We start from the raw sequence: 25587 nt of genomic DNA, 5'->3' as shown, positions 1-25587 counted from the left end.
CGATCAGGTCCGGGGCAGCCGGACCAGCCCCTCCTGGACCACGGTGGCGATCATCCGGCCGTCGCGGTCGGTGAACCGGCCGGTGGCCAGCCCGCGCGCGCCCGAGGCCGTCGGCGAGTAGCAGGTGTAGAGCAGCCACTCGTCGGCCCGGAACCGGCGGTGGAACCAGACGGCGTGGTCGAGGCTCGCCGAGCTCATGCCGCGCACCGGGGCGTGCCGGGTGAATACCGAGCCCAGCAGCGTGAGGTCGCTGGCGTAGGTCAGCAGGCAGACGTGCAGCTGCGGGTCGTCGGGGAGGCTGCCCGCGGCGCGCATCCACACGCGGAGTGGCTCGTCGGTCGGCTCCGTGCGGGCCCGCGACCAGGTGGGCACCCCGACGAAGCGCATGTCGATCGGCTGCTGCGCGGCGTACCAGGAGTCGAGCTTGCCGTCGCGGCGCAGCTGCTCCATCGAGGGCAGGCTCTCCGGGTCCGGGACGCCCTCCGGCGCGGGCTCGCTGTGCTCCAGGCCCTCCTGCTCCTCCTGGAACGACGCGGACAGCGAGAAGATGGCCTCGCCGCGCTGCACCGCGAGCACCCGTCGGGTGGCGAACGAGCGGCCGTCGCGCACCCGCTCGGTGGTGTAGATGATCGGCACGCTCGGGTCGCCAGCGCGGATGAAGTACGCGTGCAGCGAGTGCACGAGGCGGTCGGCGGGCACCGTGCGGGCCGCCGCCACCAGCGCCTGCCCCGCCACCTGCCCGCCGAAGACGCGGGTCGGGCTCTGCGGCGGGCTGAACCCGCGGAACAGGTTCACGTCGAGCTGTTCGAGGTCGAGCAGCTCGACGAGCGAGTCCAGCTCCGGCTGGGGGGTCTCGGCGCCGGGCACGGGGCTGGTCGCGGGGGAACCTGTCACGCGGGCATCCTCTCAGGCCCCGACCCGCGGTCGACCGGGGCGGGCGTCAGCCCAGGTCGTCCTCGCCGAGGCGGTGCACGCGGATGAGGTTGGTCGAGCCTGCGGTCCCGGGCGGGGAACCGGCCACGATGACCACCAGGTCGCCGCGGCGGAACCGGTCGATCGACAGCATGGCGTGGTCGACCTGGCGGACCATGGCGTCGGTGGACTCCACGTAGTCGACCAGGAAGGTCTCCACGCCCCAGGTCATCGCCAGCTGGCTGCGCACCTCCGGGGTGGGGGTGAACGCCAGCAGCGGCAGGCGCGTGTGCAGCCGGGCCAGCCTGCGGACCGTGTCGCCGGACTGCGTGAACGCCACGATCGCCCTGGCCGAGAGCCGCTCGCCGATGTCGCGGGCGGCGTAGGACAGCACGCCGCGCTTGGTGCGCGGGACGTGGTTGAGCGGCGGCACGTTGACCGGACCGGCCTCGACGGCCTCGACGATCTGCGCCATCGTCCGCACGGTCTTGATCGGGTAGCGGCCGACGCCGGTCTCCCCCGACAGCATCACCGCGTCGGCGCCGTCGAGCACGGCGTTGGCGACGTCGGAGGCCTCGGCCCGGGTCGGGCGGGAGTTGGTGATCATGGACTCGAGCATCTGGGTGGCCACGATGACCGGCTTGGCGTTCTCGCGGGCGATCTGGATGGCCCGCTTCTGCACCAGCGGCACGTGCTCCAGCGGCAGCTCGACGCCCAGGTCGCCGCGGGCGACCATGACCGCGTCGAAGGCCAGCACGATGGCCTCGAGGTTGTCGACGGCCTCCGGCTTCTCCAGCTTGGCCACGACCGGCAGCCGGCCGCCCTTGCTGTCCATGATCTTGTGGACCAGGTCGATGTCGGCCGGGCTGCGCACGAACGACAGGGCGACCGTGTCGACCCGCAGGTCGAGGGCGAACTCCAGGTCGGCGATGTCCTTCTCGCTCAGCGCGGGCACCGAGACGTTCATGCCGGGCAGCGAGATGCCCTTGTTGTCGCTGACCGGGCCGCCCTCGGTGACCCGGCAGATGACGTCGAGGCCCTCGACGCCGATGACCCGCAGCCCGACCTTGCCGTCGTCGACGAGGAGGCGGTCGTCGGGGCGGGCGTCGTCGGCGAGGCCGGAGTAGGTGGTGGAGACCCGGTCGTGGGTGCCGGCCACGTCCTCGACGGTGATCCGCACCTCCTCGCCGGTGCGCCACTCGACGGGCCCGGTGGCGAAGCGCCCGAGCCGGATCTTGGGGCCCTGCAGGTCGGCCAGGATGCCGACGGCACGGCCCTCGCTGTCGGCCGTGGTGCGGACCATCTCGTAGACGCGCTTGTGGTCGTCGCGGTTGCCGTGGCTGAAGTTCAGCCGCGCGACGTCCATGCCGGCCTGCACGAGCTCTCGGATGCGCTCCGGGCTCGCGGTCGCCGGACCGATGGTGCAGACGATTTTTGTGCGACGGCTCACGTTCTTGAGTCTAGCGCGGGAACTGGAACGATCAGGAAGCAGATCCTTAAGGGCTGCACAAATGCCGGTGGACGGCACCGCTGATCGGGCGACCGGTCGACGAGCGTGCGACGACTCGACGTACGGATAGCCCGTTCGGATCACCCGAAGGAGCGAACGGGGGCACCGGAGGCCCTTCGATCAGCGGCGGGGCTGTTCGGAGGGCCCGACGTGGTCGTTGAGCCACTCGACGAGCGGGGTCACCGCGCGCCAGGTGCGGACCACGCGGTCGCGCGCGGCCGGCTCGTGCAGCACGTCGTCGGGCGCCCAGTCGCGCCTGCCGTAGAGGCCCTTGTGCCGCAGCAGGTCGAGGCGGGGGTGCTCGGGGTCGAACCCGCGCGGGCGGGTGCGCAGGGTCTCCCCCGCCACGGTGAGCCCCTCGGCGCGCAGCGCGGCCAGCCGCTTGACCAGGTCCTCGCCGCGGCGCTCGTCGTCGACCGCGGTGCGGAAACGCGCCACCTGGTCCGCGGCCATCCCGTAGTAGCCCCCGGCGGCCATCAGCCCCTCCGGGCCGACCTGGACGTAGAACGCGCCCGCGGTGGCCCCGCAGTGGTCCTTGTACGGGGTCTTGTTCTTGGCAAAGCGCAGGTCGCGGTAGGGGCGGAAGATCTTGCCGGAGCCGAACTCGGGCTCCAGGTCGGCCAGCAGCGCCTGCATCGGCGCCCGCACGTGCTCCTCGTAGACGGCCCGGTGGTCGGTCCAGTAGGCCTTGGAGTTGTCCGCGGCCAGGCCGTCGTAGAACTCGACGGCGTCCTCACCGAAGCCGGTGAAGCTCACTCCTCGCGCTCCCGCCTCGCCGCCTCCGGCGCGTCGGCGGAGGGCTTCTCGGTCGACGCCGCGGTCGACTCCTCGGTCGGCTCCGCGGCCGGCTTCGCGGGCTCCGCGGCGGCGGGCGCCTCCTCGGCGGGCCCGTCGGTCCGGGCGGCGACCTCGGTGCTCGGCTCGGCGACGGCGACGCCGCCCCCGGCCCCACCGCGGGTCGCGCCGCCCTTGCGCAGGCTCGGGGCCGGGTCGGTCGCGTCGTCCGGGTCGACGGCGCCGTCGGCGTCGGTGTCGGTGTCGGACCACTCCAGCACCTCGCGCGGCTTGCGGACCAGCGCCACGTAGAGCACGGCCGCCACGAACACCACGGCGGACACCACCACGTTGATCCGGATGTCGCCGAAGACGCGGGTGGCCTCGTCGGTGCGCATCTGCTCGATGAAGAACCGCCCGGCGGTGTAGCCGGCCACGTAGATCGCGAACGCCCGGCCGTGCCCGAGCCGGAACCGCCGGTCGGCCCACACCACGATGGCGGCCACCGCCAGGTTGAGCAGCAGCTCGTACAGGAACGTGGGGTGCACGACCTCGATCGGCGTTTTGTCGAGCGCGACGCCGCCCAGCGGGTCGACGGCGCCGGTCGCCGGGTCGACCCTGCGGTAGATCTCCAGGCCCCACGGCAGGTCGGTGGGGGCGCCGTACAGCTCCTGGTTGAAGTAGTTGCCCAGCCGCCCGACGGCCTGCGCGACCACGATGCCCGGGGCGACGGCGTCGGCGAAGAACGGCAGCGGGATCCCCCGGCGCCGGCAGCCGATCCAGGCCCCGACGCCACCGAGCGCGATGGCGCCCCAGATGCCCAGGCCGCCCTCCCAGATCCGCAGCGCGGCGAGCGGGTCGCCGGTGGGGCCGAAGTACTTCGGCCAGTCGGTGGCCACGTGGTAGAGCCGGCCGCCGATCAGGCCGAACGGCACCGCGAACACGGCGACGTCGGTGACGGTCCCGGCGGGGCCGCCGCGGGCGACGAACCGCCGCTCACCCCAGACCACCGCGATGACGATGCCGGCGATGATGCACAGCGCGTACGCCCGGATCGGGACCGGTCCGATGTACCAGACCCCCCGGTCCGGGCTCGGGATGTAGGCCAGGACGGTGCTGGCGGCCAGCGCTGCGCTCACGTCGCCAACGGTAGCGCGGGGGCCTCAGGCCCCGGTTGCGGCACTCGCGGGGGCGCCGCGCCGCGCGCCACCGGCCAGCTCGGCGGCCAGGTCGCGGACGCCGTCGGCGCCGGCCCGCTCGGCCGCCGTCACGAACGCCGACCCGACGATGACCCCGTCGGCGAACGCGGCCACCTCGGCCGCCTGCTCGGCCGACCGCACGCCCAGCCCCACGCCGATGGGCAGCGACGTGTGCCGCCGGCAGCGCTCGACCAGCGCCGGGGCCGCGGAGGCCACCGCGTCGCGGGCACCCGTGACGCCCATGGTGGAGGTGGCGTAGAGGAACCCGCGGGCGGCTCGCGCGGTCGAGGCGATCCGCTCCTCCGACGACGACGGCGCGACCAGGAAGGTCCGGTCGAGGCCGTGCGCGTCGGAGGCCTCGATCCACTCCCCGGCCTCGTCCGGGATGAGGTCGGGGGTGATGACGCCCAGCCCGCCCGCCGCGGCCAGGTCGCGGGCGAAGGCGTCGACGCCGTAGCGCAGCACCGGGTTGAAGTAGGTCATCACCACGGCCCGGCCGCCGGCCGCGGACACGCGCTCGACGACGGCGAACACGTCGCGCAGCCGGAAGCCCGCGCGCAGCGCGGTGTCGGCCGCGGCCTGGATGGTGGGGCCGTCCATCACCGGGTCGGAGTACGGGACGCCGACCTCCAGCAGGTCGCACCCGCCCTCCACCATCGCCGACAGCAGCTCGACCGAGCCGTCCACGGTCGGGTAGCCGGCGGGGAGGTAGCCGACCAGGGCCGCCCGACCCTGCGCCCGGCAGTCCTGGAAGATCTTCTCGACCCGGCTCATCGCTCTCCCTCGCAGGGCTCGGTCGGCGCTGCGCCCAGGCGCTGTATCGATGATTCGCTCGCCAGCTCGCTCATCGCTCTCCCTCGCAGGGCTCGATCGCCGCTGCGCCCAGGCGCCGTGTCGATGATCCGCTCGCCAGCTCGCTCATCGCTGCACCGCTCCCGTGTCGGCCCCGGCCGGGGAGGGCTCGTCCTGGGCCGGGGACCGGCCGGACAGGTCGGCCTCGGCGATCGCGGTGCCGCTGGCCTCCGCGGCGCTCTCACCCTCGACCATCCCGAACCACCGGGCGGCCGTGTCGACGTCCTTGTCGCCGCGCCCGGAGAGGTTCACCAGGATCACCGCGTCCGGCCCGAGCTCGCGGCCCAGCCGCAGCGCCCCGGCGATCGCGTGCGCCGACTCGATGGCCGGGATGATGCCCTCGGTGCGGCAGAGCAGCGCGAACGCCTCCATCGCCTCGGCGTCGGTGACCGGCGAGTACTCGGCGCGGCCCAGGTCCTTGAGCAGGGCGTGCTCCGGGCCGACGCCCGGGTAGTCCAGCCCCGCGGAGATCGAGTGCGACTCGGCGGTCTGGCCGTCCTCGTCCTGCAGGAGGTAGGACATCGCGCCGTGCAGGGCGCCGGGCGAGCCCTCGGACAGGGTGGCGCCGTGGCGGCCGGTCTCCACGCCGTCGCCGCCGGGCTCGTATCCCACCAGCCGCACGCCGGGGTCGTCGAGGAAGGCGTGGAAGATGCCGATCGCGTTGGACCCGCCGCCGACGCACGCGGCCACCGCGTCGGGCAGCCTGCCGACCCGGTCGAGCACCTGGGCGCGCGCCTCCATCCCGATGACCCGGTGGAAGTCGCGGACCATGGCCGGGAACGGGTGCGGGCCGGCCACGGTGCCGAGCAGGTAGTGCGTCTCGTCGACGTTGGTGACCCAGTCGCGCAGCGCCTCGTTGATCGCGTCCTTGAGGGTGCGCGAGCCGGACTTGACCGGGATGACGGTGGCCCCGAGCAGCCGCATGCGGGCGACGTTGAGCGCCTGGCGCTCGGTGTCGACCTCGCCCATGTAGATCACGCACTCCAGGCCCATGAGGGCGCAGGCGGTGGCGGTGGCGACGCCGTGCTGGCCGGCGCCGGTCTCGGCGATGACCCGCTTCTTGCCCATGCGCTTGGTCAGCAGCGCCTGGCCCAGCACATTGTTGATCTTGTGCGAGCCGGTGTGGTTGAGGTCCTCCCGCTTGAGCAGGATCCGCGCGCCGCCGGCGTGCTCACCGAGCTTCGGCGCGTCGGTCAACGGGGACGGACGCCCGGTGTAGTCGCGGTGCAGCCGGTCGAGCTCGTCGAGGAACTCCGGGTCGGCGCGCGCCTTCTGGTAGAAGACGGTGAGCTCGTCCAGCGCCGCGATCAGCGCCTCCGGGACGAACCGGCCCCCGTAGCGGCCGAAGTGGCCGCCCTCGTCGGGGTCGTGCTCGGAGGGATGCGCGACACCGTCGCTCGCCTTGACGTCCACAAGTCCATCCTGGGTAGTGCGCGTGCGGGCCGCCATCCGATTCGGCCGCCCGCGGTGTCAACGAACGGCGGAGCTCACCGGACCGCCCGCGAGCAGGACGGGTGGAAACCGGCCGCGACCAGGCTGCGGACCGCGGCCTTCGGGTCGCCGCTGGTGACCAGGCCCTCGCCGACGAGCACGGCGTCGGCCCCCCACCCCGCGTAGGTGAGCAGGTCGCCCGGTCCGCGCACGCCCGACTCGGCCACCCGCAGCACGTCGGTGGGCAGGCCCGGGGCCATCCGACCGAAGATGCTCCGGTCGACCTCCAGGGTGTGCAGGTTGCGCGCGTTGATCCCGATCAGCCGGGCGCCCGCCTCCAGGGCGCGGTCGCACTCCTCCTCGGTGTGCACCTCGATCAGCGCCGTCATCCCCAGCGACTCGACCCGGTCGAGCAGCGCGAGCAGCACGTTCTGCTCCAGGGCCGCGACGATCAGCAGCACCAGGTCGGCGCCGAACGCGCGCGCCTCGTGCACCTGGTAGGGGGTGACGACGAAGTCCTTGCGCAGCACCGGCACGTCCACCGCGGCGCGGACGGCGGCGAGGTCGGCCAGCGACCCGCCGAACCGGCGCTGCTCGGTGAGCACGCTGATGACGCGGGCGCCGCCCTCGGCGTAGGTGGCCGCCAGCTGGGCCGGGTCGGCGATCGGCGCGAGATCGCCCTTGGACGGGCTGCGCCGCTTGACCTCGGCGATCACGCCGATGCCGGGGGCGCGCAGCGCCGCCATCACGTCCTTCGGCGGCGGTGCCGCGGCGGCGCGGCGCTTGATCTCCGCGAAGTCGACCTCCGCCTCGCGCACGGCGAGGTCCGCCCTGACACCGTCCACGATGGAATCGAGGACGCTGCCCCTGCCGTTCTCCATGGCAGCTGGTCCCCCTTTCCGATTGGGCCGGGCCGCAGCCATGCTAGACGTCGGCCCACTTCAGGGATCGTCCACCCTGCCGGTGCGGCCCGCGGGACCGCCCCCGGTCGTGGGGTCGCGGCCCTCGTCGAGGTCGTCCCAGGCGCGCCGGTCGGGGTCGCGGGCCGGGTCGGCTCGTCCACCCGTGGCGTACCGGGCCCCGAAGCGGGGCAGCCGCGGTTCCCGCAGCAGTATGAAGATCCCGACCCCCACCAGCAGCAGCGCCCCGGCCGCGGCGAGCGCGGGAGCGGGCGTCGCGGTCACGGGCAGCCCGGCCAGGTCGGCGACCGGCGCCCCGCCCGGCAGGCTCGCCCCACCGGCCGCCGCCACCGGGTCGCCGACGAGCACCGGCACCACCGCCAGCCCGACGACGACGGCCGCCCCGACGAGCAGGACCCCGAGGATCCGGCGCAGCAGACCCGACATCGCCACCGCACTGGCGATGCCGCCCAGCGCCAGCAGCGCCATCCCGGTGAGTGACGGGGCCAGCATGCCCCCCGACAGCGGCACCGCCGCCCGTCCGGGCGGGCTGACCTCCGCCCAGGTGAGCGCCGAGGACCCGGCCAGCGCCGCCGCGGCCAGCGCCAGCGCCGCGCAGACCGCGACCAGCGCCCGGGGTGAGGGCGGGGCGGTCACGCCGGCGGCGACCCGACGGCACCCGCCCGTTGGTGCCCGTCGGGCGACAGCGAGGGCGGCGCGGGGCGGCCCGCGGCGGCGGGCACGTCCAGCGTGGCCGCCGTGGCCACCGCCGAGAGCACCGCGCGGGCCTTGTTCAGGCACTCGGCGTCCTCGGCCCACGGGTCGGAGTCGGCCACGATGCCGCCACCGGCTTGCACGTACGCCACGCCGCCGCGGACGAGCGCGGTGCGGATCGCGATGGCCGTGTCGGCGTTGCCGGCGAAGTCGAGGTAGCCGACGATGCCGCCGTAGAGCCCGCGGCGGGTGGGCTCGAGCTCCTCGATGATCTCCATGGCGCGCGGCTTCGGCGCCCCGGACAGGGTCCCGGCCGGGAAGCAGGCGGTGACCGCGTCGTAGGCGGTGCGGTCGGCGCGCAGCACGCCGGTGACCGTCGAGACCAGGTGCATCACGTGGCTGTAGCGCTCGACGGAGAAGAAGTTGTGCACCTTGACCGTGCCCGGCTCGCACACCCGGCCGAGGTCGTTGCGCCCCAGGTCGACGAGCATGACGTGCTCGGCGCGCTCCTTCTCGTCGGTGCGCAGGTCCTTCTCCAGCAGCAGGTCCTCCTCCTCGGTGGCCCCGCGCCAGCGCGTCCCGGCGATCGGGTGCGTGGTCACTACCCCGTCCTGGACGGTGACCAGCGCCTCCGGGCTCGACCCGACGATGGCGAACCGCTCGCCCACCGCGGGCTCCAGCCGCAGCAGGTACATGTACGGGCTGGGGTTGGTGGCCCGCAGGACCCGGTAGACGTCGAGCGGGTCGGAGTCGCACTCCATCTCGAACCGCTGCGACACCACGACCTGGAAGGCCTCGCCCGCGCGGATCTGCTCCTTGGCCGCCTCCACCGCCGCGTGGTGCTCCGGCGACGAGCGGCGGCGGGTGAACTGCGGCTCGGCGGGCCGGTAGACCGCGATCGTGGCGGGCGCCGGCGCGGCCAGCTCGGCCGTCATCCGGTCGAGCCGGGCCACCGCGTCGTCGTAGGCCTCGTCGACGCGCTCGTCGCTGGCGTCCCAGTTGATCGCGTTGGCGATCAGCGTGATGGTGCCCTCGTGGTGGTCGACCGCGGCCAGGTCGGTGGCGAGCAGCATGATCAGCTCGGGCAGGCGCAGGTCGTCGGCGGCCAGCTCGGGCAGCCGCTCCAGCCTGCGCACGACGTCGTAGCCGAGGTAGCCGACCATGCCGCCGGTCAGCGGGGGCAGCCCGGGCAGCGGCTCGCTGTGCAGCTCCTGCAGGCAGAAGCGCAGCGCGGCCAGCGGGTCGCCGTCGGTCGGCAACCCGGCGGGCACGTCGCCGGTCCAGGTGAGCTGCCCGTCCACCGCGGTCAGCGCGGCGGCGCTGCGGGCGCCCACGAACGACCAGCGCGACCACGACCGGCCGTTCTCCGCCGACTCCAACAGGAAGGTGCCGTGCCGGTCGCCGGCCAGCTTGCGGTAGACCCCGACGGGGGTCTCGTCGTCGGCGAGCAGCCTGCGGGTCACCGGGATCACCCGGTGCCCCGCGGCGAGCTCGCGGAACTCCTCGCGACTGGGGGCGACCGTTCCGAGTGCGCCGGCAGGCGCGGTGGCGGTCATGGCGACATTGTCGCAAGCTCGCCCGTCGCACGGTCGGGGCACGGCTGCGGGACCGTGGTGATGCGGGACAATGACGACCATGGCCGCCCCCGAGCAGTCCCGGCCGGGTCGGCGCCGCGGACGCCGACCCGGCGGTGCCGACACCCGCGCCCAGCTGCTCGACGCGGCCCGCGCCGAGTTCGCCGAGCGCGGCTTCGACGGCGCCACCGTGCGGGCCATCGCCGAGCGGGCCGGCGTCGACGCGGCGATGGTCAACCACTGGTTCGGCGGCAAGGAGGCGCTGTTCACCGCCTCCCTGAACATCCCGGTCGACCCGGCCGCGCTGATCAACGACGTGCTGCCCGGCCCGCCGGAGGCCATCGCCTGGCGGATCGTGCCGCGCTTCCTGCAGCTGTGGGACACCTCGGGCGGGGGGCAGATGGTCACCCTCGTGCGCAGCATCGCCGCGCACGAGGCGGCGGCGCGGATGATGCGCGAGTTCGTCTCCCGGGTGATCCTCAAACGGGTGGTCGAGCAGGTCGCCCCCGACCGGTACGAGCTGCGGGCCGCGCTGGCCGGCACCCAGCTCATCGGCCTCGGGATGGTCCGCTACGTGCTGCGGCTCGAGCCGCTGGCCTCCGCCGACCACGCCACCGTCGTCGCCGCCGTCGCGCCGAACCTGCAGCGCTACCTCACCGGCGATCTCGACGCCCCCGCCCCCTGACCGCCCCCGTCGAGCACGAACCTGTCGTCGGTTGGACCGGTCCAGAACGGCGACGAGTTCGTTCTCGACGGTCAGGGGTCGGGGCGGTCCGGGTCGATGAAGCCCGACTCGTAGGCCGCGACGACGGCCTGGGTGCGGTCGCGCGCGCCGAGCTTGGCCAGCACGTTCCCCACGTGGGTCTTGATCGTCTCCACCCCGACCACCAGCTCCCGGGCGATCTCGGCGTTGGACAGCCCGCGGGCCATCCAGCGCAGCACCTCGCCCTCCCGCTCGGTGAGCCCCGCCCCGCGCAGCGCGTCGCCCCGCCGCTGCCCCCGCGTCGAGACCAGGTCGCGCACCGCGGCCGGGAACAGCAGCGAGTCGCCCACGGCCACCGTGCGCACCGCGCGCACGATCTCGACCGGCCGCGCCCGCTTGAGCAGGAAGCCGGTCGCGCCCGCCTGCAGCGCGTCGTAGACGTAGCCGTCGTTGCCGAAGGTGGTCAGCACCAGCACGCGCGGCGGGTCGTCCAGCGCCGTGGTGAGGTGCCGGGTGGTGGCGATGCCGTCGACGTCGGGCATCCGCACGTCCATCAGCACGACGTCCGGGCGCAGCCTGCGCACCAGGCCGGGTACCTCGGCGCCGTCCTCGGCCTCGCCGAGCACCCGCATGTCCGGTTCCGCGTCGATGATCGCCCGCAGTCCGGTGCGCACCAGCTCCTCGTCGTCGACCAGCAGCACACCGATCACAGCCGATCCCCCGGACACAGCCGCTCCCCGAACACGTCGTCGATCATTGCGGGCCGCCGAGGGGCAGCCGCACCGCGACACGCCAACCGTCGGCCTCCGGTCCCGCGGTGAGCTCGCCGCCCAGCACCCCGACCCGCTCGCGCATCCCGGCCAGGCCGCGCCCGCCGCGACCCGCGCGCGGCGCCGCCGGGCCGAGCGGGTTGGTCAGCTCCAGCTCGAGCCGGTCGGCCCCGACGTCGACCCGCACCTGGACGGGCACCCGCCCGGCGTGGCGCAGCGCGTTCGTCACGCCCTCCTGCACGATCCGGAACGCCTCGCGCGACACCACGGCCGGCACGGCCGAGACGTCGCCCCGCACCCGCGCGGTGACCACGACCCCGGCCGAGCGGGTGCCCTCGAGCAGGCCGTCGAGGTCGCCGAGGTCGGGCTGCGGGGAGCGGGTGTCCTCGGTGGCGCCGTCGCGGAGCAGCGCGAGGACGTGGTCGAGCTCGTCCAGCGCGGTGCGACCGGCCTCGGCGATCGCCTCCAGCGCGCGGGCGACGAACGCCGGGTCGCTGTCGAGCACCCGCGCCGCCGCGCCGGCCTGCAGGGTCGTCACGGTGAGCGCGTGCCCGACCGAGTCGTGCAGCTCGCGGGCGAGCCGGTTGCGCTCGGCCATCCGCCGCTCGGCCGCCCGCACCCGGTCCAGCTCGACGACCAGCCGCTCGGCCTCGGAGGGCCCGAGCAGCCGCGGGGCCAGCCGGGCCAGCACCGCCCCGCCCGCCGACACCGCGTGCAGCAGCAGCACCGGCAGCGCCAGCGCCACGAACGGCGCCCACGCCACGGCCCACCCGGAGGGCAGCGGCGACATCGTGAGCCACGGCGCGAGCAGCAGCCCCACCGTCGACGGCAGGACGAAGAACACCAGCAGCCCGGCCACCCCGCCGACCGCCATGTTGACCAGCAGCCACGCCGCGGCCCGACGGCGGGCGGGCCAGGCGTCCTCGGTGGCCGGGTCGGGCTCGGGCACCTCGGCCCCCAGCAGCGCCCGCGCCGCGGTGATCTCCAGCGCCCGCACCCCCGGCACCAGCGCCACCCCCACCGCCGCCCCGACCGCCAGCACCATCAGCAGCCCCAACGACACCGGATCGGCCCCGCCCTGCCCGAGCGCGGAGGCGAACAGCACGCCCAGCGCCAGGTAGGGCAGCAGCAGCACGGCCCCCAGCAGCAGGTGCACCGCCCGGCGGTAGGTCAGCCCGGCCCGCAGCGGGGCGAGGATCGACCGGAGCACGCCCCGATCGTCGCAAACCCGCCCGCCCCGCGGCTCCCCCGCGCGAGGGAGTCCCCTCGCCCACCGACCGGGGTTCAGGAAGGCCACCTTCAGGTCCCCACAGGACAGGAAAGCCACCTTCCTGACGCGCGGGGTTCATGAAGGTGGCCTTCCTGAACCTGGGAACGGAGGGTGGGTGCCAGGGGGTGGGTGCCAGGGGTTGGGCGTCAGGGGGTGGGGGCGGCGAGCAGGACGTCGGCGTCGAAGCAGGTGCGGGTGCCGGTGTGGCAGGCCGCGCCCTGCTGGTCGACCACGACGAGCAGGGCGTCGCCGTCGCAGTCCAGCCGGACCTCGTGCACCGCCTGCGTGTTGCCCGAGGTGTCGCCCTTGACCCAGTACTCCTGGCGGCTGCGCGACCAGTACGTGGCCCGGCCGCTGGTCAGCGTGCGGTGCAGGGCCTCGTCGTCCATCCAGGCGACCATCAGGACCTCACCGGTGCCGCGCTGCTGGGTCACCGCGCACACCAGCCCGTCGGGCGTGCGCCGCAGCCGCGCGGCGATCTGCGGGTCCAGCTGCGAGACCTCCACGCGAGCGCTCATCTGACCTCCAGCCGCGCGTCCCGCAGGACGGCCTTGACCTCGCCGATCCGGATCAGTCCGAAGTGGAACACACTGGCCGCGAGCACCGCGTCGGCCCCCGCCCGCACCGCGGGCGGGAAGTGCTCGACCGTGCCCGCCCCGCCGCTGGCGATCACCGGGATGTCCACGACGGCGCGCACCGCCGTGATCATCTCCAGGTCGAAGCCGGCCTGGGTGCCGTCGGCGTCCATCGAGTTCAGCAGGATCTCCCCGGCCCCGAGCTCCTGGCCGCGCGCCGCCCACTCGACGGCGTCGATGCCGGTGCCGCGGCGGCCGCCGTGGGTGGTGACCTCCCAGCCCGACGGCGTGGGCTCGCCGCCCTCGGGCACCTTGCGCGCGTCGACCGACAGCACGATGCACTGCGAGCCGAACCGGCGGCTGGCCTCGGCGAGCAGCTCGGGCCGGGCGATGGCGGCGGTGTTGATGCCGGTCTTGTCGGCGCCCGCGCGCAGCAGCGCGTCGATGTCGTCGGTGGTGCGGATGCCGCCGCCCACGGTGAGCGGGATGAACACCTGGTCGGCGGTGCGCCGGACCACGTCGAGCATGGTGTCGCGCCCGCTCGAGGACGCCGTGACGTCGAGGAAGGTCAGCTCGTCCGCGCCCTCGGCGTCGTAGACCCTGGCCATCTCCACCGGGTCGCCCGCGTCGCGCAGGTCGGTGAAGTTGACGCCCTTGACCACCCGTCCGGCGTCGACGTCCAGGCAGGGGATCACCCGGACCGCGACGGCCATCAGCCGGCCGCCCGTCCGGCCGCGACGTCGACCGCGCGCACGGCCTCCAGCGCCTCGGGCAGGGTGAACCGCCCGGCGTAGAGCGCCTTGCCCACGATCGAGCCCTCGATGTTCGCCCCGCCCGCGGCGGCCTCGGCCAGCGCGACCAGGTCGGCGATCCGGGAGATGCCGCCGGAGGCGATCACCGGCGCCGGGGTGCGGCGGGCGACCTCGGTGAGCAGCTCGACGTTCGGACCGCGCAGGGTGCCGTCCTTGCTGACGTCGGTGACGACGTAGCGGACGCAGCCGTCGCGGTCGAGGCGTTCCAGGGTCTCCCACAGGTCGCCGCCGTCGGTGGTCCAGCCGCGCGCGGCCAGCCGGTGGCCCTGGTCGGTGATGCGCACGTCGAGCCCGACGGCGACGCGCTCGCCGTGCTCGGCGATCGCGCGGGCGCACCACTCGGGGTCCTCCAGCGCCGCCGTGCCCAGGTTGACCCGGGCGCAGCCGGTGGCCAGGGCGCGCTGCAGGGAGGCGTCGTCGCGGATGCCTCCGGACAGCTCCACCTTCACGTCCAGCTCGCCGACGACCCCGGCCAGCAGTTCGGCGTTGGACCCGCGCCCGAACGCGGCGTCGAGGTCGACCAGGTGGATCCACTCGGCGCCGTCGCGCTGCCAGGCCAGCGCGGCCTCGCGGGGTTCGCCGTATCCGGTCTCGGTGCCGGCCTCGCCCTGGACCAGGCGCACGGCCTGGCCGGCGGCGACGTCGACGGCGGGCAGCAGGGTGAAACTCACGGTGAGTGAGCCTACCGAGCCCGATCGGCGGCTGACCGCTGCGTCAGCCTTCCGCCCCGGACGTGCCGTCGGCGCGGGCTCGACCTGCTGGTGGTGGCGATCGGCGTCGCGGCCTTCGGCCGGCCGAGCGCACCGACGACGTCGTCGTCGAGCACCTGTTCGCCGTGAACACGGAGGCGCCGATGGGCTGGCCCGGGCGCGGCGGGGCGGTCGCGGTGCTCAGCTGCGCTACGACCTGCCGAGCAAGGAGTTCCGGACGCGCTCAGCGGCGCCCGGACCGCTCAGCCGACGACGTCGCGCAGCCAGTTGCGCAGCACGGCGGCGCCGGCGTCGCCGGACTTCTCGGGGTGGAACTGCGTGGCCGCCAGCGCCCCGTTCTCCACCGCCGCCACGAAGTCCTCGCCGTGGTGGGCCCACGTGACCAGCGGCGGGCGCAGCACCTCGGACTCCTCGAGCGTCCAGTGCCGCACGCCGAAGGAGTGCACGAAGTAGAACCGGGTGTCGGCGTCGAGGCCGGCGAACAGCGTGGAGCCGGTGGGGACGCGCAGGGTGTTCCAGCCCATGTGCGGCAGCACGTCGGCCTTGAGCTTCTCCACCGTGCCCGGCCACTGGCCGCAGCCCTCGGTGCGCTCCCCCCACTCGACGCCCAGCTCGAACAGGACCTGCATGCCCACGCAGATGCCCAGCACCGGACGGCCGCCGGCCAGCCTGCGCTCGATGATGCGGTGGCCGTCCACCGCGCGCAGCCCGGCCATGCACGCCGCGTAGGCGCCCACGCCGGGCACGACCAGCCCGTCGGCCTCCAGTGCGGCGTGGCGGTCCGCGGTGACCGTGACGTCGGCACCGACGCGCTGCAGCGCCCGTTCCGCCGAGCGGAGGTTGCCCGACCCGTAGTCGAGCACGACGATCCGCGACATACCCCGAGGATAACCGAGGCGGATCGGGTCGATCTTGGTCGCGGCCGCGCCGCGCGCCCCGGCCGGCTACCGGATTGACCTCGACGCGGGTCGAGGTTGCACGCTGGTGCGATGACCGAGCTCGCCGGCGCACCCCCGTCCACCCCACCCCGGGGGCTGCTCGCGCCCACCCTGCGCACCCTCACGATCGGCTCGGTCGCCCTGGTCAGCCTGGCCGCGTTCGAGGCGATGGCGGTCGCGACGGCGATGCCGACGGCGGCCGCCGCGCTGGACGGGATCTCCGGGTACGCGCTGGCGTTCGGGCTGCCGCTGGCCACCAGCGTGGTCGGGATGGTGCTGTCCGGGGTGTGGTCGGACGCACACGGACCGGCCGCGCCGATGCGGGTCGGGGTGGCCGCGTTCGTGATCGGCCTACTGCTCGCCTCGACCGCCCCGACCATGGCCGCGCTCGCCGCCGGGCGGGCCGTGCAGGGGTTGGGCTCCGGGCTGTTCTCGGTGGCCCTCTACGTCGTCGTGGCCCGGGCCGTGCACCCGGCGCTGCGCCCACGGATCTTCGCGGCGTTCGCGGCGGCGTGGGTGCTGCCCGCGGTCGTCGGGCCGCCGGTGGCCGGGCTGCTGGTCGAGACGATCGGCTGGCGGTGGGTGTTCGCACTGGCCGCGGTGCTGGCGGTGCCGGCCGCGACGATGGTCGAGCCCGCGCTGCGCAGGCTGCGCGCCGACGCCGTCGACGACGGACCGGCCCCCGACCGGACGTCGCGCCCGGCCCGGCGGGTGCTGTGGGCGCTGCTGGCCGCGGTCGGGGCCGCCGGGCTGCACCAGGCCGGCCAGCTCGACGGCGCCCTCGCGGGGGTCGTCGGTGCGGTGGCCCTGGTCGCGGTCGCGCTGGCCGGCCCGCGCCTGCTGCCCGCCGGGGCCCTGCTGGCCCGACGCGGGCTGCCCGCGGTGATCGCGCTGCGAGGGCTGTGCGCGGCCGCGTTCTTCGGCGCCGAGGCGTTCCTGCCGCTGCTGCTGGCCCAGCAGCGCGGGCTGTCCCCGACACTGGCCGGGCTGGTGCTCACCGGCGCCGCCCTCAGCTGGACGGCGGGCTCCTGGCTGCAGGGCCGCGACCGCGCCCCGTCGCGGACGACGATGCTGCGCGGCGGCACGGCGGCCATCGCCGTCGGCGTGCTGCTGACCGGGTCGGCGCTGGTCCCGGTGGTGCCGCTGGCGGTCGCCGTGCTCGGCTGGCTGGTCGCCGGGCTGGGCATGGGCATGGCCTACCCGACGCTGTCCGTGCTGCTGCTGGAGCTGTCGGCTCCCGCGGAGCAGGGCACGAACAGCGCGTCGCTGCAGATCGCCGACGCGCTGTTCTCCGCGGTGGTGCTGGCGGTGTCCGGCGCGGTGTTCGCCGCGCTCATCGGGTCCGGGGCGGTCGCCTTCGCGGCCACGACGGCGATCGCCGCCGTGGTCGCGGGCCTGGCCGTGCTCGCGGCCGGCCGGGCCAGGGCCTGACGCCCGCTCAGCCGGTGGCCGCGTCGGGCACCGGACGGGCGCCCCCGGTCGAGTCGGTGGGGTGCACCTGGATGGCGATCACCGACACCAGGCTGACGAGGCACAGCACCGTCACGTAGACGGCGATCGGGATGGACGACCCGTAGGCCCCGAACAGCGCGGTGGCCACGATCGGGGTGACCGCCCCACCGATCATGCCGCCCAGCTGGTAGGCGATGGAGATCCCGCTGTAGCGCAGGCGCACCTCGAAGAGCTCGGTGAACAGCCCGCCCTGGGCCCCGGCCATGATCCCCTGCACCACGGCCGCCACGATGAAGGCGATCAGCGCGAGCAGCCAGTCGCCCGTGTTGACCAGCGCGAACAGCGGCAGCGGCCAGATCACCGCGGTGGCCGCGCCGATCACGAAGACGCGCTTGGCGCCGTACCGGTCGGCGACCAGCGCCGAGACCGCGATGGTCGCGACCCAGAACAGCGTCGAGACCAGGATGAGCGTCAGCAGCGTCGGGCGGGCGAAGCCGACGACGGTGGTGCCGTAGTTCAGCATGTAGACGATCACGGTGTAGCCGACCGCCGGCGGCGCGATGGAGGCCAGGCTGGCCAGCACGAGCTGCAGCGGGCGCGTGCGGAACAGGTCGGCGATCGGCACCTTGCTGACCGTCTGCTCCTGCTTGAGCCGGCTGAACTCCGGGGCGTCGGTCAGCCTGCTGCGCACCAGTAGCCCGACCACCACCAGCACGATGCTGATCAGGAACGGGATGCGCCAGCCGTAGGCCAGGAAGTCCTCCTCGGACAATCCGGACACCGCCAGGAACGCCAGGTTGGACGTGAGCACGCCGATCGGCACCCCGAACTGCGCGAAGCTGCCGAAGACGGCCCGGCGCCGCGGCGAGGCGTGCTCGGTGGCGATCAGCACGGCGCCGCCCCACTCGCCGCCGACCCCGAAGCCCTGCAGCAGTCGCAGGGCCACCAGCAGGATGGGCGCCCCGATGCCGATCGCGGCGTAGGTCGGCAGCACGCCGATGAGGAAGGTCGCGCCGCCGGTGAGCATCAGGGTGAGCACCAGCATCGACTTGCGGCCGAGGCGGTCGCCGAAGTGCCCGATCACCGCCGCGCCCAGCGGCCGGGCCAGGAACCCGACGGCGAACGTGGCGAAGGCGGCCAGGGTGCCCGCGGTCGGGTCGGCGCCGGGGTAGAACAGGGTGCCGAAGACGAGCGCCGCGGCGGTGCCGAAGATGTAGTAGTCGTACCACTCGATCGACGTGCCGATGAAGCTGGCGACGAAGATGCCCCTGGTGGAGGGGCTGGACGGTTCGGTCGACCCGGTCGTTCCGGCCGGCTCGGACGGCTTGGCGGACGGGCTGGTCACGGGCAGCACTCCTTCGGCACCGGAGGACACGACTGCGCCCGATCACTGAAGCACCGACGACCGCCCGCGTCGTGGGCCGGCCGCCGCATTCACACCTACGTCATCCGTCGCGTGGCCCCTTCGCGTTCAGCGCAGCGCCCGGCGGGCTCAGCCCAGGGCCCGGGTCTCGGCGGTGATCGCCACCTCCAGCAGCCGCGGACCGGGCGTCGACGCCGTGCAGCGCAGGGCCGCGACCAGCTCCTCGGCGGTGTCGATGCGCTGCGCGGGCATGCCGTACCCCGCCGCCACGGCCACGGCGTCCAGCCCGGGCAGGTCGAGGCCGGGGGCGCTGCCCACGCCGAGCTGGGCGAGGAAGCCGCGCAGCGCGCCGTACCCGCCGTTGCGCAGCACCAGGAAGGTGACCGGCAGGTCGAGCTGCACCGCCGACCACAGCCCGGCCACCCCGTACTGCACGGCGCCGTCGCCCAGCACTGCGACGACCGGTCGCCCGGGATCGGCCAGCGCCACGCCGACGGCGGCGGGCAGGCCGAAGCCGAGCCCGCCCGCGGCCGGGAAGAACAGGCCGCGCGGGCGGTCGACCCGCAGGTGCTGCCAGAACTGGACGGTGTTGGACGTCGACTCGTTGACCAGCCGGGCGTGCGCCGGCAGCGCCTCGGCGAGCAGCCCGAACACGGTGTCGGCGGGGAACGGGGCCGACCCGGCGGCGGTGGGCGGCTCCGGGCGCGCCGGGGCCGGCCGCGGCTCCCGGGACGGCATCCCGGCGAGCGCGTCGAGCAACTGGCCCGCGATCGCCGCGACGTCGCCCACGACGGCGTCGCCGAAGGCCGGCCGGGCCGCGATCGCCGGGTCGGAGGTGACGGCGACCAGTTCGGTGCCGGCCGGCAGCCACGGACCGGGCCGGTAGGCGTGGTAGCGGAAGACCGGCGCGCCCAGGACGAGCACCAGGTCGTGGCCGGCCAGGTGCTCGCCGACCCCGGCGATGCTCGGCGGCAGCACGCCCTGCCAGAGCGGGTGGCGGGTGGGGAACGGGCAGCGCGGCGGGGTCGGGGCCGTCCAGACCGGCGCCTGCAGCCGCTCGGCCAGCCGCACGACCACGTCGAAGGCGCGCTCGTCGTCGACCTCCGGCCCGACGACGACGGCCGGCGCGCCCGCCGCCGACAGCCGCTCGACCAACTCGGCGACGAGGTCCGGGGACGCCGCACCGGCCCAGCGCACCGTCCGCGCGGGCAGCGCGGCGACCTCGTCCGGGTCGACCTCGGCGGCCCAGTCGTCCAGCGGCAGCGAGACGAACACCGGCCCGGTGGGCGGCAGCGTCGCCCGGTGCACGGCCTCGGACAGCGCCCGCGGCACGTCCTGCGCCCTGGTCGGCTCGTAGGCCCACTTCACCTGCGGCTCGGGCACGCGGACCATGTCCGGCTCGGCCAGCACCGAACCGAGCCCGACCATCGCCCGGGCCTGCTGGCCCGCGGTGACCACCAGCGGCGTCCCCGACGCGCGGCTGTTGGCCAGCACGCCCAGCGCGTTGCCCAGCCCCGCCGCCGAGTGCAGGTTGACCAGCGCGGGGCGCCCGCTCGCCTGGGCGTAGCCGTCGGCCATCGCCAGCACCGCGCCCTCGTGCAGGCCCAGCACGTAGCGGAAGTCGGCCGGGAAGCCGTCCAGGAACGGCAGCTCGTTCGACCCCGGGTTGCCGAAGACGGTGGTCAGCCCCCGGTCGCGGAGGAGCTGATGAGTGGTCTCGCGGACGGTGGGCACGGCTCCTCCACGGCGACGGGGTGATCGGGCTCCCCCAGCGTGCCCTCCGGGGCGGGCCCGGGAAACGGGCCCGGAGCACTGTTTTCCGCGCCCGAGCCCTGGTATGCGGTGGCGAGCGCGGCGACGGTCCGGGCGATGCGCGCCCGCAGCTCCGGCGGCCCGAGCACCTCGATCCCGGCCCCCAGGCGCAGCAGCTGACCCACGGCGGCACCCGGCGCCTCCACCGGGACCTCGACCCGCGTCCAGCCGTCGGCCTCCGCGACCGCGGTGCGCTGCGCGGCCGCGAGGAAGGCCGGCTCCACGAGGTCGGGCAGCGCGGCCAGCGTCGCCGGGCTCACCCGCAGCACCGCCCGTCCGGACAGCCGCCGCTGGTCGAAGTCGCGCCGGTAGGCCTCCCAGTGCGCGGCCAGGTCGAAGGACTCGTCGCGGTCGAACGGGTCGGGCTCGGCGACGGCGTCGAGGATCCGGGCGACCCGGTAGGTGCGGTGCCTGCCGCCCTCGGCGGCCACCAGGTACCAGTGGCCCGCCTTGAGCACCAGGCCGTAGGGCTCGACGGTGGGCTCGACCAGCCGGGGCTCTGCCCACCGCTCGTAGCGCAGCCGGAGGCGGCGCTGGTTCCACACCGCATCGGCCACGGCCGTCAGGTGCGGGGCGGCCTCCGCGTCCCGGTACCAGGACGGGGCGTCGAGGTGGAAGCGGCTCGCGGTGCGGGCCGCCCGCCCCCGCAGCGGCTCGGGCAGCGCGGCCATCAGCTTCAGCCGGGCGGCACCGGCCGTCGCGCCCAGCCCGAGATCGCTGGCCGCGCCCGGCAGGCCGGCCAGGAACAGCGACTCGGCCTCGCCGGTGGTCAGCCCGGTGAGCCGGGTGCGGTAGCCGTCGACGAGCTGGTAGCCCCCGGAGTGGCCGGCCCCGGCGTAGACCGGCACACCCGCCGCCGACAGCGCCTCCATGTCGCGGTAGACGGTGCGCACCGACACCTCGAGGGCGTCGGCGAGCTGCTGCGCGGTGAGCTTCCCCCGCGTCTGCAGCAGCAGGACGATCTCCACCAGCCGGCTCGCACGCACCCCCGGATGCTCGCAGCCACCCCCGACAGTCTCCCCGGGATCCGCTGACGCTCCCTGTCAGTGGAGCGCTCCTAGCGTCGGGCGTACCGATCGACAGGAGCACGACATGACCGACATCCAGGCCTTCGCCGACCGCTACGTCGCCGTGTGGAACGAGCCCGACCCCACCACCCGCCGGGCCACCGTCGACGAGCTGTGGGCCCCCGACGCCGTCGAGTTCACCGAGACCCGCGAGCACCGCGGCCACGCCGCCCTGCAGGAGCGCGTCCGCTCCGCCCACGACGACCTCGTCGCGGGCCAGGGCTTCCGCTTCCACCGCGACGGCCCCGCCCACGGCCACCACGGCACCGTCACCTTCCGCACGGTCATGCGCCCCGACGGCGGCGGCGACATCGCGTGGACCGGCCTGATGGTCGTGCGGCTGGACGACGACGGCCGCATCCGCGAGGACCACCAGTTCGCCCTGACATGACCGGCCCAGCCGCCCACCATGATCAGTAACCGAACGAGAGTGGCTCTCGTCCGACCAGGCGGGACGAGAGCCACTCTCGTCCCGCTCCCGGGCTCGCCCGCGCGCCCGTTTCGAGCGAACGGCGCGCTGGGCCAACCAGGCTGGGCGAACGCGCCACTCGCCCACCGGGCCCCTCCCGCCCTGGTTGAGCGAGTGGCGCCCTCTCCCAACGAGGCCGGCCCACCGCGCCACTCGCTCGCCGGGTGGGACGAGAGTCGCGCTCGCTCCTTCGGGCGCCACGAGAGTGGCTCTCGTCCCGTCGGGCGCAACGAAAGTCCTGCCGTCCGGCGAGCCCGCTGATGCACCACTCGCGCCGGGGGACACCCGCCACGCACGCCGGCCGACGCCGCCATCGCGAATCGGGGACATGAGCCGCACCAGCGCGGCGAATGCCCCCACACCGGCCGGTAACCATTCCGGACAGGGGGCCGGGGCCTCCCCGAGGCGGGTGGGCGCTTCGCGGCCCCGAGGTTCACGCCTTCGGCACCCACCCCGCAGCCCCGCCTCGCGGCGGGAGCGCGCCGCATCCGCGGGGTGCCGCGGATCCGTGTCACGTCCTGAGCGAAGTGACTCTCGCCCGACCAGGCTGGACGAGGGTCACTTCCGCTCGGGGCGGGGAGGGCTAGAGGGTGCCCTTGGTGGAGGCGATGCCGGTGATGCGGGCGTCGTACTCGGTGGCCGCGCGCAGCGCCCGAGCGATCGCCTTGAACTGGGCCTCGGTGATGTGGTGCGGGTCGCGCCCGTGCAGCACCAGGACGTGCAGGTTGATCTGGGCGTGGAAGGCCAGGGACTCGAAGACGTGCCGGTTGAGCACCGTCGGGTAGTGCCCGCCGACCACGAACGACTGCATGACGTCGGGTTCGCCGGTGTGCACCGTGTACGGCCGCCCCGACACGTCGACGACGGCTTGGGCGAGCGTCTCGTCCATCGGGATCATGGCGTCGCCGAAGCGGCGGATGCCCTTCTTCTCGCCGAGGGCCTGGCGCAGGGCCTGGCCCAGCACGATCGCCACGTCCTCCACGGTGTGGTGCACGTCGATCTGGACGTCGCCGGACGCCTCGACCGTGAGGTCGAAGGCGGCGTGCTTGCCCAGGGCGTCGAGCATGTGGTCGTAGAAGGGGACGCCGGTGGTGATCTCGGTCTGGCCGGTGCCGTCCAGATCGATCTCGACCAGGACCTTCGACTCCTTGGTGATCCGCTCGACGCGGCCGATCCTGGTCATGCACGCTCCTCCAGCGCCAGGACGTCCACTGCGACCTGCAGGAACGCGTCGTTCTCCTCGGGGGTGCCGACCGTGACCCGCAGGTGCTCGGCGATCCCGACGTCGCGGATCAGCACCCCCCGGTCCAGGAACGCCCGCCACGCCCGGGGGGCGTCGGCGAAGCGTCCGAACAGCACGAAGTTCGCGTCGCTGGGAACCACGTCGTAGCCGGCCGCGGCCAGCTCGGAGACCACCCTGCCCCGCTCGGCCCGCAGCAGCGCCACCGAGGCCAGGGTGGCGTCGGCGTGGCGCAGCGCCGCCCGCGCGGCGGCCTGGGTGAGCGCGGAGAGGTGGTAGGGCAGCCGGACCAGCTGGAGGGCGTCGACGACGGCGGGCGCGGCGGCGAGGTAGCCCAGCCGCCCGCCGGCGAACGCGAACGCCTTGCTCATGGTGCGGCTGACGATCAGCTTGTGGCCGTGGGTGGCGAGCAGGGCGACCGCGCTGGGCCGGTCGGAGAACTCGACGTAGGCCTCGTCGACGACCACGACGCCGGGGGCCGCGTCGATCAGGTCGGCCAGCTCGGCCGGCTCCAGCGACTGCCCGGTGGGGTTGTTCGGGCTGGTCAGGAACGTGATGTCGGGGGCGTGCTCGGCGAGCACGGCGGCGGCGGCGTGCACGTCGACGGAGAAGTCGGACCGGCGCGGCGCCGGCAGCCACTCGGTGCGCGTGCCGGCGGCGATGATCGGGTGCATCGAGTAGGACGGCTCGAAGCCGACCGCGATCCGGCCGGGGCCGCCGAAGGCCTGCAGGATCTGCTGCAGGACCTCGTTGGACCCGTTCGCGGCCCAGAGGTTCGCGCAGGTCAGCGGGACGCCGGTGGCCGTGGTCAGGTAGTCGGCCAGGTCGGTGCGCAGGCCCACGGCGTTGCGGTCGGGGTAGCGGTGCAGCTCGGCGGCGGCGACCCGGCTCGCCTCGACGACGTCGGCCACCAGCTCCGGCGGCGGCGGGTACGGGTTCTCGTTGGTGTTGAGCCGCACCGCGACGTCGAGCTGCGGGGCGCCGTAGGGCGACTTGCCGCGCAGGTCGTCGCGCAGGGGCAGCTCGTCGAGGGTGACCTGCCCGCCGACGGTGGCGGTGTCGGCGCTCACCGGGCGGTCCGGGCCGGGCCGAAGCGGGCGGTGACGGCCTCGCCGTGCGCGGGCAGGTCCTCGGCGGTGGCCAGCGTGCGCACCGAGTCGGCGACGTCGGCGAGGGCCTGCTCGGTGTACTCGACGAGGTGGATGCCGCGCAGGAAGGTCTGCACGGACAGCCCGCCGGAGTGGCGGGCGCAGCCGCCGGTGGGCAGCACGTGGTTGGAGCCGGCGCAGTAGTCGCCCAGCGACACCGGCGACCACGGCCCGACGAAGATCGCCCCGGCGTTGCGCACCCGCAGCGCGACCTCGCGAGCGTCGGCGGTCTGGATCTCCAGGTGCTCGGCGGCGTAGGCGTCGACCACGGTGAGGCCGTCGTCCAGGTCGGCGACCAGCACCGTCGCGGACTGCGGGCCCGCCAGCGCGGTGGAGATCCGCTCGGTGTGCTTGGTCGCCGGGACCTGGCGGGCGAGCTCGGCGTCGACCGCGGCGGCCAGCTCGGCGGACGTCGTGACCAGGACCGAGGCGGCGTTCGGGTCGTGCTCGGCCTGGCTGATCAGGTCGGCGGCGACGTGCACCGGGTCGGCGGTGGCGTCGGCGAGCACGGCGATCTCGGTGGTGCCCGCCTCGGCGTCGATGCCGACGAGCCCGCGGACCAGCCGCTTGGCCGCGGTGACGTAGATGTTGCCCGGCCCGGTGATCATGTCGACGGGCTCCAGCTCGGCGCCGTCGGTGTCGGTGCCGCCGTGCGCGAGCAGCGCGACGGCCTGCGCGCCACCGACCGCCCACACCTCCTCGACACCCAGCAGCGCGGCCGCGCTCAGCACCGTCGGGTGCGGGAGGCCGCCGTGCTCGGCCTGCGGGGGCGAGGCCAGTACCAGCGACTCCACCCCGGCCTCCTGGGCCGGGACCACGCTCATGACGACGCTGGAGGGGTAGACGGCCAGCCCGCCGGGCGCGTAGAGCCCCACCCGGCGCACCGGGACGAAACGCTCCGTGACGACCCCGCCCGCCGCGACCTGCGTGACGACGTCGGTGCGCCGCTGGTCGGCGTGCACGGTGCGGGCCCGTGCGATGGAGACCCCCAGCGCGTCCCGCACAGCCGGGTCGAGCGCGGCCAGCGACGCCTTCAGGGTCTGCTCGGGCACCCGCACGGCGGTGGGGCGGACCCGCTCGAACCGCTCGCCGTACTCCAGGGCCGCCTCGACCCCGCGCTCGCGGACCGCGTCGACGACGGGCCTGACCTGCTCCACCGCCGCGTCGACGTCGACGTCGGCCCGCGGGAGCAGGCCGCGGAGCCGGGCGGTACCGGGGAGCGGGTCGGAGCGCAGGTCGAGTCGGCGGAGCACCGACCCAGCCTACGACCGACCGCCAGCCCGCCACGCCCGGCCGACCGAGGTTTTGCACACCCGACCCATGAGCGGGCCGTGCGCGCCACCCACAAGGTCGAACCGGGGACCTCGAACTACCACGGACGGTGACTGAATCG

The 25587-nt window shown here is 74.8% G+C and carries 24 protein-coding genes; 3 read left to right on the top strand and 21 right to left on the bottom strand.

Features of this window, described 5'->3' with window-relative positions:
* Positions 1 to 3: 3 nt before the first annotated feature.
* The 9 genes from tesB to KDL28_RS13040 all read right to left on the bottom strand — a co-directional run bounded on the left by tesB (position 4) and on the right by KDL28_RS13040 (position 9847).
* Positions 4 to 894 carry an acyl-CoA thioesterase II gene (tesB, locus tag KDL28_RS13080; RefSeq protein ID WP_252438217.1) on the bottom strand — a complete coding sequence of 297 codons (891 nt, stop codon included), beginning with the start codon at positions 892 to 894 and terminating at the stop codon, positions 4 to 6.
* Between the two features lie 46 nt (positions 895 to 940).
* Positions 941 to 2362, bottom strand: coding sequence for a pyruvate kinase (pyk, locus tag KDL28_RS13075; RefSeq protein WP_252438215.1), 1422 nt, complete (start codon positions 2360 to 2362; stop codon positions 941 to 943).
* 180 nt (positions 2363 to 2542) lie between these two features.
* Positions 2543 to 3178, bottom strand: coding sequence for a DUF2461 domain-containing protein (locus tag KDL28_RS13070; RefSeq protein WP_252438213.1), 636 nt, complete (start codon positions 3176 to 3178; stop codon positions 2543 to 2545).
* Positions 3175 to 4335: a prolipoprotein diacylglyceryl transferase gene (gene lgt, locus KDL28_RS13065; protein WP_252438211.1), complete on the bottom strand. Its 1161-nt coding sequence runs from the start codon at positions 4333 to 4335 to the stop codon at positions 3175 to 3177. The genes KDL28_RS13070 and lgt overlap by 4 nt, the downstream gene beginning before the upstream one ends.
* A gap of 24 nt (positions 4336 to 4359) precedes the next feature.
* Entirely contained in the window at positions 4360 to 5169 is an 810-nt protein-coding gene (gene trpA, locus KDL28_RS13060; protein WP_252438209.1) for a tryptophan synthase subunit alpha, read from the bottom strand.
* A gap of 144 nt (positions 5170 to 5313) precedes the next feature.
* Positions 5314 to 6660, bottom strand: coding sequence for a tryptophan synthase subunit beta (gene trpB, locus KDL28_RS13055; RefSeq protein ID WP_252438207.1), 1347 nt, complete (start codon positions 6658 to 6660; stop codon positions 5314 to 5316).
* A 74-nt stretch (positions 6661 to 6734) separates the two neighbouring features.
* The gene (gene trpC / locus KDL28_RS13050; protein WP_252438206.1) at positions 6735 to 7559 is read right to left on the bottom strand and encodes an indole-3-glycerol phosphate synthase TrpC; all 825 of its coding nucleotides are present in this window, start codon (positions 7557 to 7559) and stop codon (positions 6735 to 6737) included.
* A gap of 60 nt (positions 7560 to 7619) precedes the next feature.
* Positions 7620 to 8234, bottom strand: coding sequence for a Trp biosynthesis-associated membrane protein (locus tag KDL28_RS13045; protein WP_252438204.1), 615 nt, complete (start codon positions 8232 to 8234; stop codon positions 7620 to 7622).
* Complete coding sequence (locus tag KDL28_RS13040) at positions 8231 to 9847, bottom strand: anthranilate synthase component I (protein WP_252438202.1); 1617 nt, start codon at positions 9845 to 9847, stop codon at positions 8231 to 8233. The genes KDL28_RS13045 and KDL28_RS13040 overlap by 4 nt, the downstream gene beginning before the upstream one ends.
* 79 nt (positions 9848 to 9926) lie before the next feature.
* Between KDL28_RS13040 and KDL28_RS13035 the strand changes: the two genes are divergently transcribed.
* Positions 9927 to 10550, top strand: a complete 624-nt coding sequence (locus KDL28_RS13035) for a TetR/AcrR family transcriptional regulator (protein ID WP_252438201.1) — start codon at positions 9927 to 9929, stop codon at positions 10548 to 10550.
* Between the two features lie 71 nt (positions 10551 to 10621).
* Here KDL28_RS13035 and KDL28_RS13030 read toward each other — a convergent pair whose 3' ends face one another.
* From KDL28_RS13030 to hisH, 6 genes are all read right to left on the bottom strand, one after another.
* On the bottom strand, positions 10622 to 11278 hold the full coding sequence (locus KDL28_RS13030; RefSeq protein ID WP_252438199.1) for a response regulator: 657 nt from the start codon (positions 11276 to 11278) through the stop codon (positions 10622 to 10624).
* 43 nt (positions 11279 to 11321) lie between these two features.
* A complete protein-coding gene (locus tag KDL28_RS13025) occupies positions 11322 to 12548 on the bottom strand; it encodes a sensor histidine kinase (RefSeq protein WP_252438197.1) in 1227 nt (408 codons plus the stop codon).
* Between the two features lie 206 nt (positions 12549 to 12754).
* Positions 12755 to 13126, bottom strand: coding sequence for a phosphoribosyl-AMP cyclohydrolase (gene hisI / locus KDL28_RS13020; RefSeq protein WP_252438195.1), 372 nt, complete (start codon positions 13124 to 13126; stop codon positions 12755 to 12757).
* On the bottom strand, positions 13123 to 13896 hold the full coding sequence (gene hisF, locus KDL28_RS13015) for an imidazole glycerol phosphate synthase subunit HisF (RefSeq protein ID WP_252438193.1): 774 nt from the start codon (positions 13894 to 13896) through the stop codon (positions 13123 to 13125). Before hisF ends, hisI begins: the two co-directional genes overlap by 4 nt.
* The gene (gene priA / locus KDL28_RS13010) at positions 13896 to 14666 is read right to left on the bottom strand and encodes a bifunctional 1-(5-phosphoribosyl)-5-((5-phosphoribosylamino)methylideneamino)imidazole-4-carboxamide isomerase/phosphoribosylanthranilate isomerase PriA (protein WP_252438191.1); all 771 of its coding nucleotides are present in this window, start codon (positions 14664 to 14666) and stop codon (positions 13896 to 13898) included. The genes hisF and priA overlap by 1 nt, the downstream gene beginning before the upstream one ends.
* 281 nt (positions 14667 to 14947) lie before the next feature.
* The gene (gene hisH / locus KDL28_RS13005) at positions 14948 to 15583 is read right to left on the bottom strand and encodes an imidazole glycerol phosphate synthase subunit HisH (protein WP_252438189.1); all 636 of its coding nucleotides are present in this window, start codon (positions 15581 to 15583) and stop codon (positions 14948 to 14950) included.
* Between the two features lie 111 nt (positions 15584 to 15694).
* Between hisH and KDL28_RS13000 the strand changes: the two genes are divergently transcribed.
* Positions 15695 to 17074 (top strand): MFS transporter, encoded by a 1380-nt coding sequence (locus KDL28_RS13000; RefSeq protein ID WP_252438187.1) that lies wholly within the window; start codon positions 15695 to 15697, stop codon positions 17072 to 17074.
* 7 nt (positions 17075 to 17081) lie between these two features.
* On the opposite strand, the gene KDL28_RS12995 is transcribed toward KDL28_RS13000, so the two are convergent.
* The 3 genes from KDL28_RS12995 to KDL28_RS12985 form a co-directional block, all read right to left on the bottom strand.
* Positions 17082 to 18440 (bottom strand): MFS transporter, encoded by a 1359-nt coding sequence (locus tag KDL28_RS12995; RefSeq protein WP_252438185.1) that lies wholly within the window; start codon positions 18438 to 18440, stop codon positions 17082 to 17084.
* Between the two features lie 147 nt (positions 18441 to 18587).
* Entirely contained in the window at positions 18588 to 20192 is a 1605-nt protein-coding gene (gene mdlC, locus KDL28_RS12990) for a benzoylformate decarboxylase (protein ID WP_252438183.1), read from the bottom strand.
* Positions 20141 to 21256, bottom strand: coding sequence for a helix-turn-helix transcriptional regulator (locus KDL28_RS12985; protein WP_252438181.1), 1116 nt, complete (start codon positions 21254 to 21256; stop codon positions 20141 to 20143). The genes mdlC and KDL28_RS12985 overlap by 52 nt, the downstream gene beginning before the upstream one ends.
* 106 nt (positions 21257 to 21362) lie before the next feature.
* On the opposite strand from KDL28_RS12985, the gene KDL28_RS12980 reads away from it, so the two are divergent.
* Entirely contained in the window at positions 21363 to 21728 is a 366-nt protein-coding gene (locus KDL28_RS12980) for a nuclear transport factor 2 family protein (RefSeq protein WP_252438179.1), read from the top strand.
* A 661-nt stretch (positions 21729 to 22389) separates the two neighbouring features.
* On the opposite strand, the gene hisB is transcribed toward KDL28_RS12980, so the two are convergent.
* From hisB to hisD, 3 genes are read right to left on the bottom strand one after another with little or no spacing between them, the layout of a single operon-like run.
* On the bottom strand, positions 22390 to 22989 hold the full coding sequence (hisB, locus tag KDL28_RS12975) for an imidazoleglycerol-phosphate dehydratase HisB (RefSeq protein ID WP_252438177.1): 600 nt from the start codon (positions 22987 to 22989) through the stop codon (positions 22390 to 22392).
* On the bottom strand, positions 22986 to 24116 hold the full coding sequence (locus KDL28_RS12970; protein ID WP_252438175.1) for a histidinol-phosphate transaminase: 1131 nt from the start codon (positions 24114 to 24116) through the stop codon (positions 22986 to 22988). The genes hisB and KDL28_RS12970 overlap by 4 nt, the downstream gene beginning before the upstream one ends.
* The gene (hisD, locus tag KDL28_RS12965) at positions 24113 to 25447 is read right to left on the bottom strand and encodes a histidinol dehydrogenase (RefSeq protein ID WP_252438173.1); all 1335 of its coding nucleotides are present in this window, start codon (positions 25445 to 25447) and stop codon (positions 24113 to 24115) included. The genes KDL28_RS12970 and hisD overlap by 4 nt, the downstream gene beginning before the upstream one ends.
* Positions 25448 to 25587 lie beyond the last annotated feature (140 nt).

It is taken from the genome of Pseudonocardia humida, from assembly GCF_023898865.1.
GTDB classification, from domain to species: Bacteria; Actinomycetota; Actinomycetes; order Mycobacteriales; family Pseudonocardiaceae; genus Pseudonocardia; species Pseudonocardia humida.
Note: the sequence above shows the minus strand (reverse complement) of the source record. Positions and strands in the feature narration are given on the sequence as shown.

Coding starts and splice junctions, on each gene's coding strand:
- KDL28_RS13000 (WP_252438187.1), top strand. CDS start 15,695: ATGACCGAGCTCGCCGGCGCACCCCCGTCCACCCCACCCCGGGGGCTG.
- trpC (WP_252438206.1), bottom strand. CDS start 7,559: ATGGAGAACGGCAGGGGCAGCGTCCTCGATTCCATCGTGGACGGTGTC.
- KDL28_RS13035 (WP_252438201.1), top strand. CDS start 9,927: ATGGCCGCCCCCGAGCAGTCCCGGCCGGGTCGGCGCCGCGGACGCCGA.
- hisH (WP_252438189.1), bottom strand. CDS start 15,583: ATGTCGCGGATCGTCGTGCTCGACTACGGGTCGGGCAACCTCCGCTCG.
- hisB (WP_252438177.1), bottom strand. CDS start 22,989: ATGACCAGGATCGGCCGCGTCGAGCGGATCACCAAGGAGTCGAAGGTC.
- KDL28_RS12980 (WP_252438179.1), top strand. CDS start 21,363: ATGACCGACATCCAGGCCTTCGCCGACCGCTACGTCGCCGTGTGGAAC.
- hisF (WP_252438193.1), bottom strand. CDS start 13,896: ATGGCCGTCGCGGTCCGGGTGATCCCCTGCCTGGACGTCGACGCCGGA.
- trpA (WP_252438209.1), bottom strand. CDS start 5,169: ATGAGCCGGGTCGAGAAGATCTTCCAGGACTGCCGGGCGCAGGGTCGG.
- KDL28_RS13040 (WP_252438202.1), bottom strand. CDS start 9,847: ATGACCGCCACCGCGCCTGCCGGCGCACTCGGAACGGTCGCCCCCAGT.
- hisI (WP_252438195.1), bottom strand. CDS start 13,126: ATGAGCGCTCGCGTGGAGGTCTCGCAGCTGGACCCGCAGATCGCCGCG.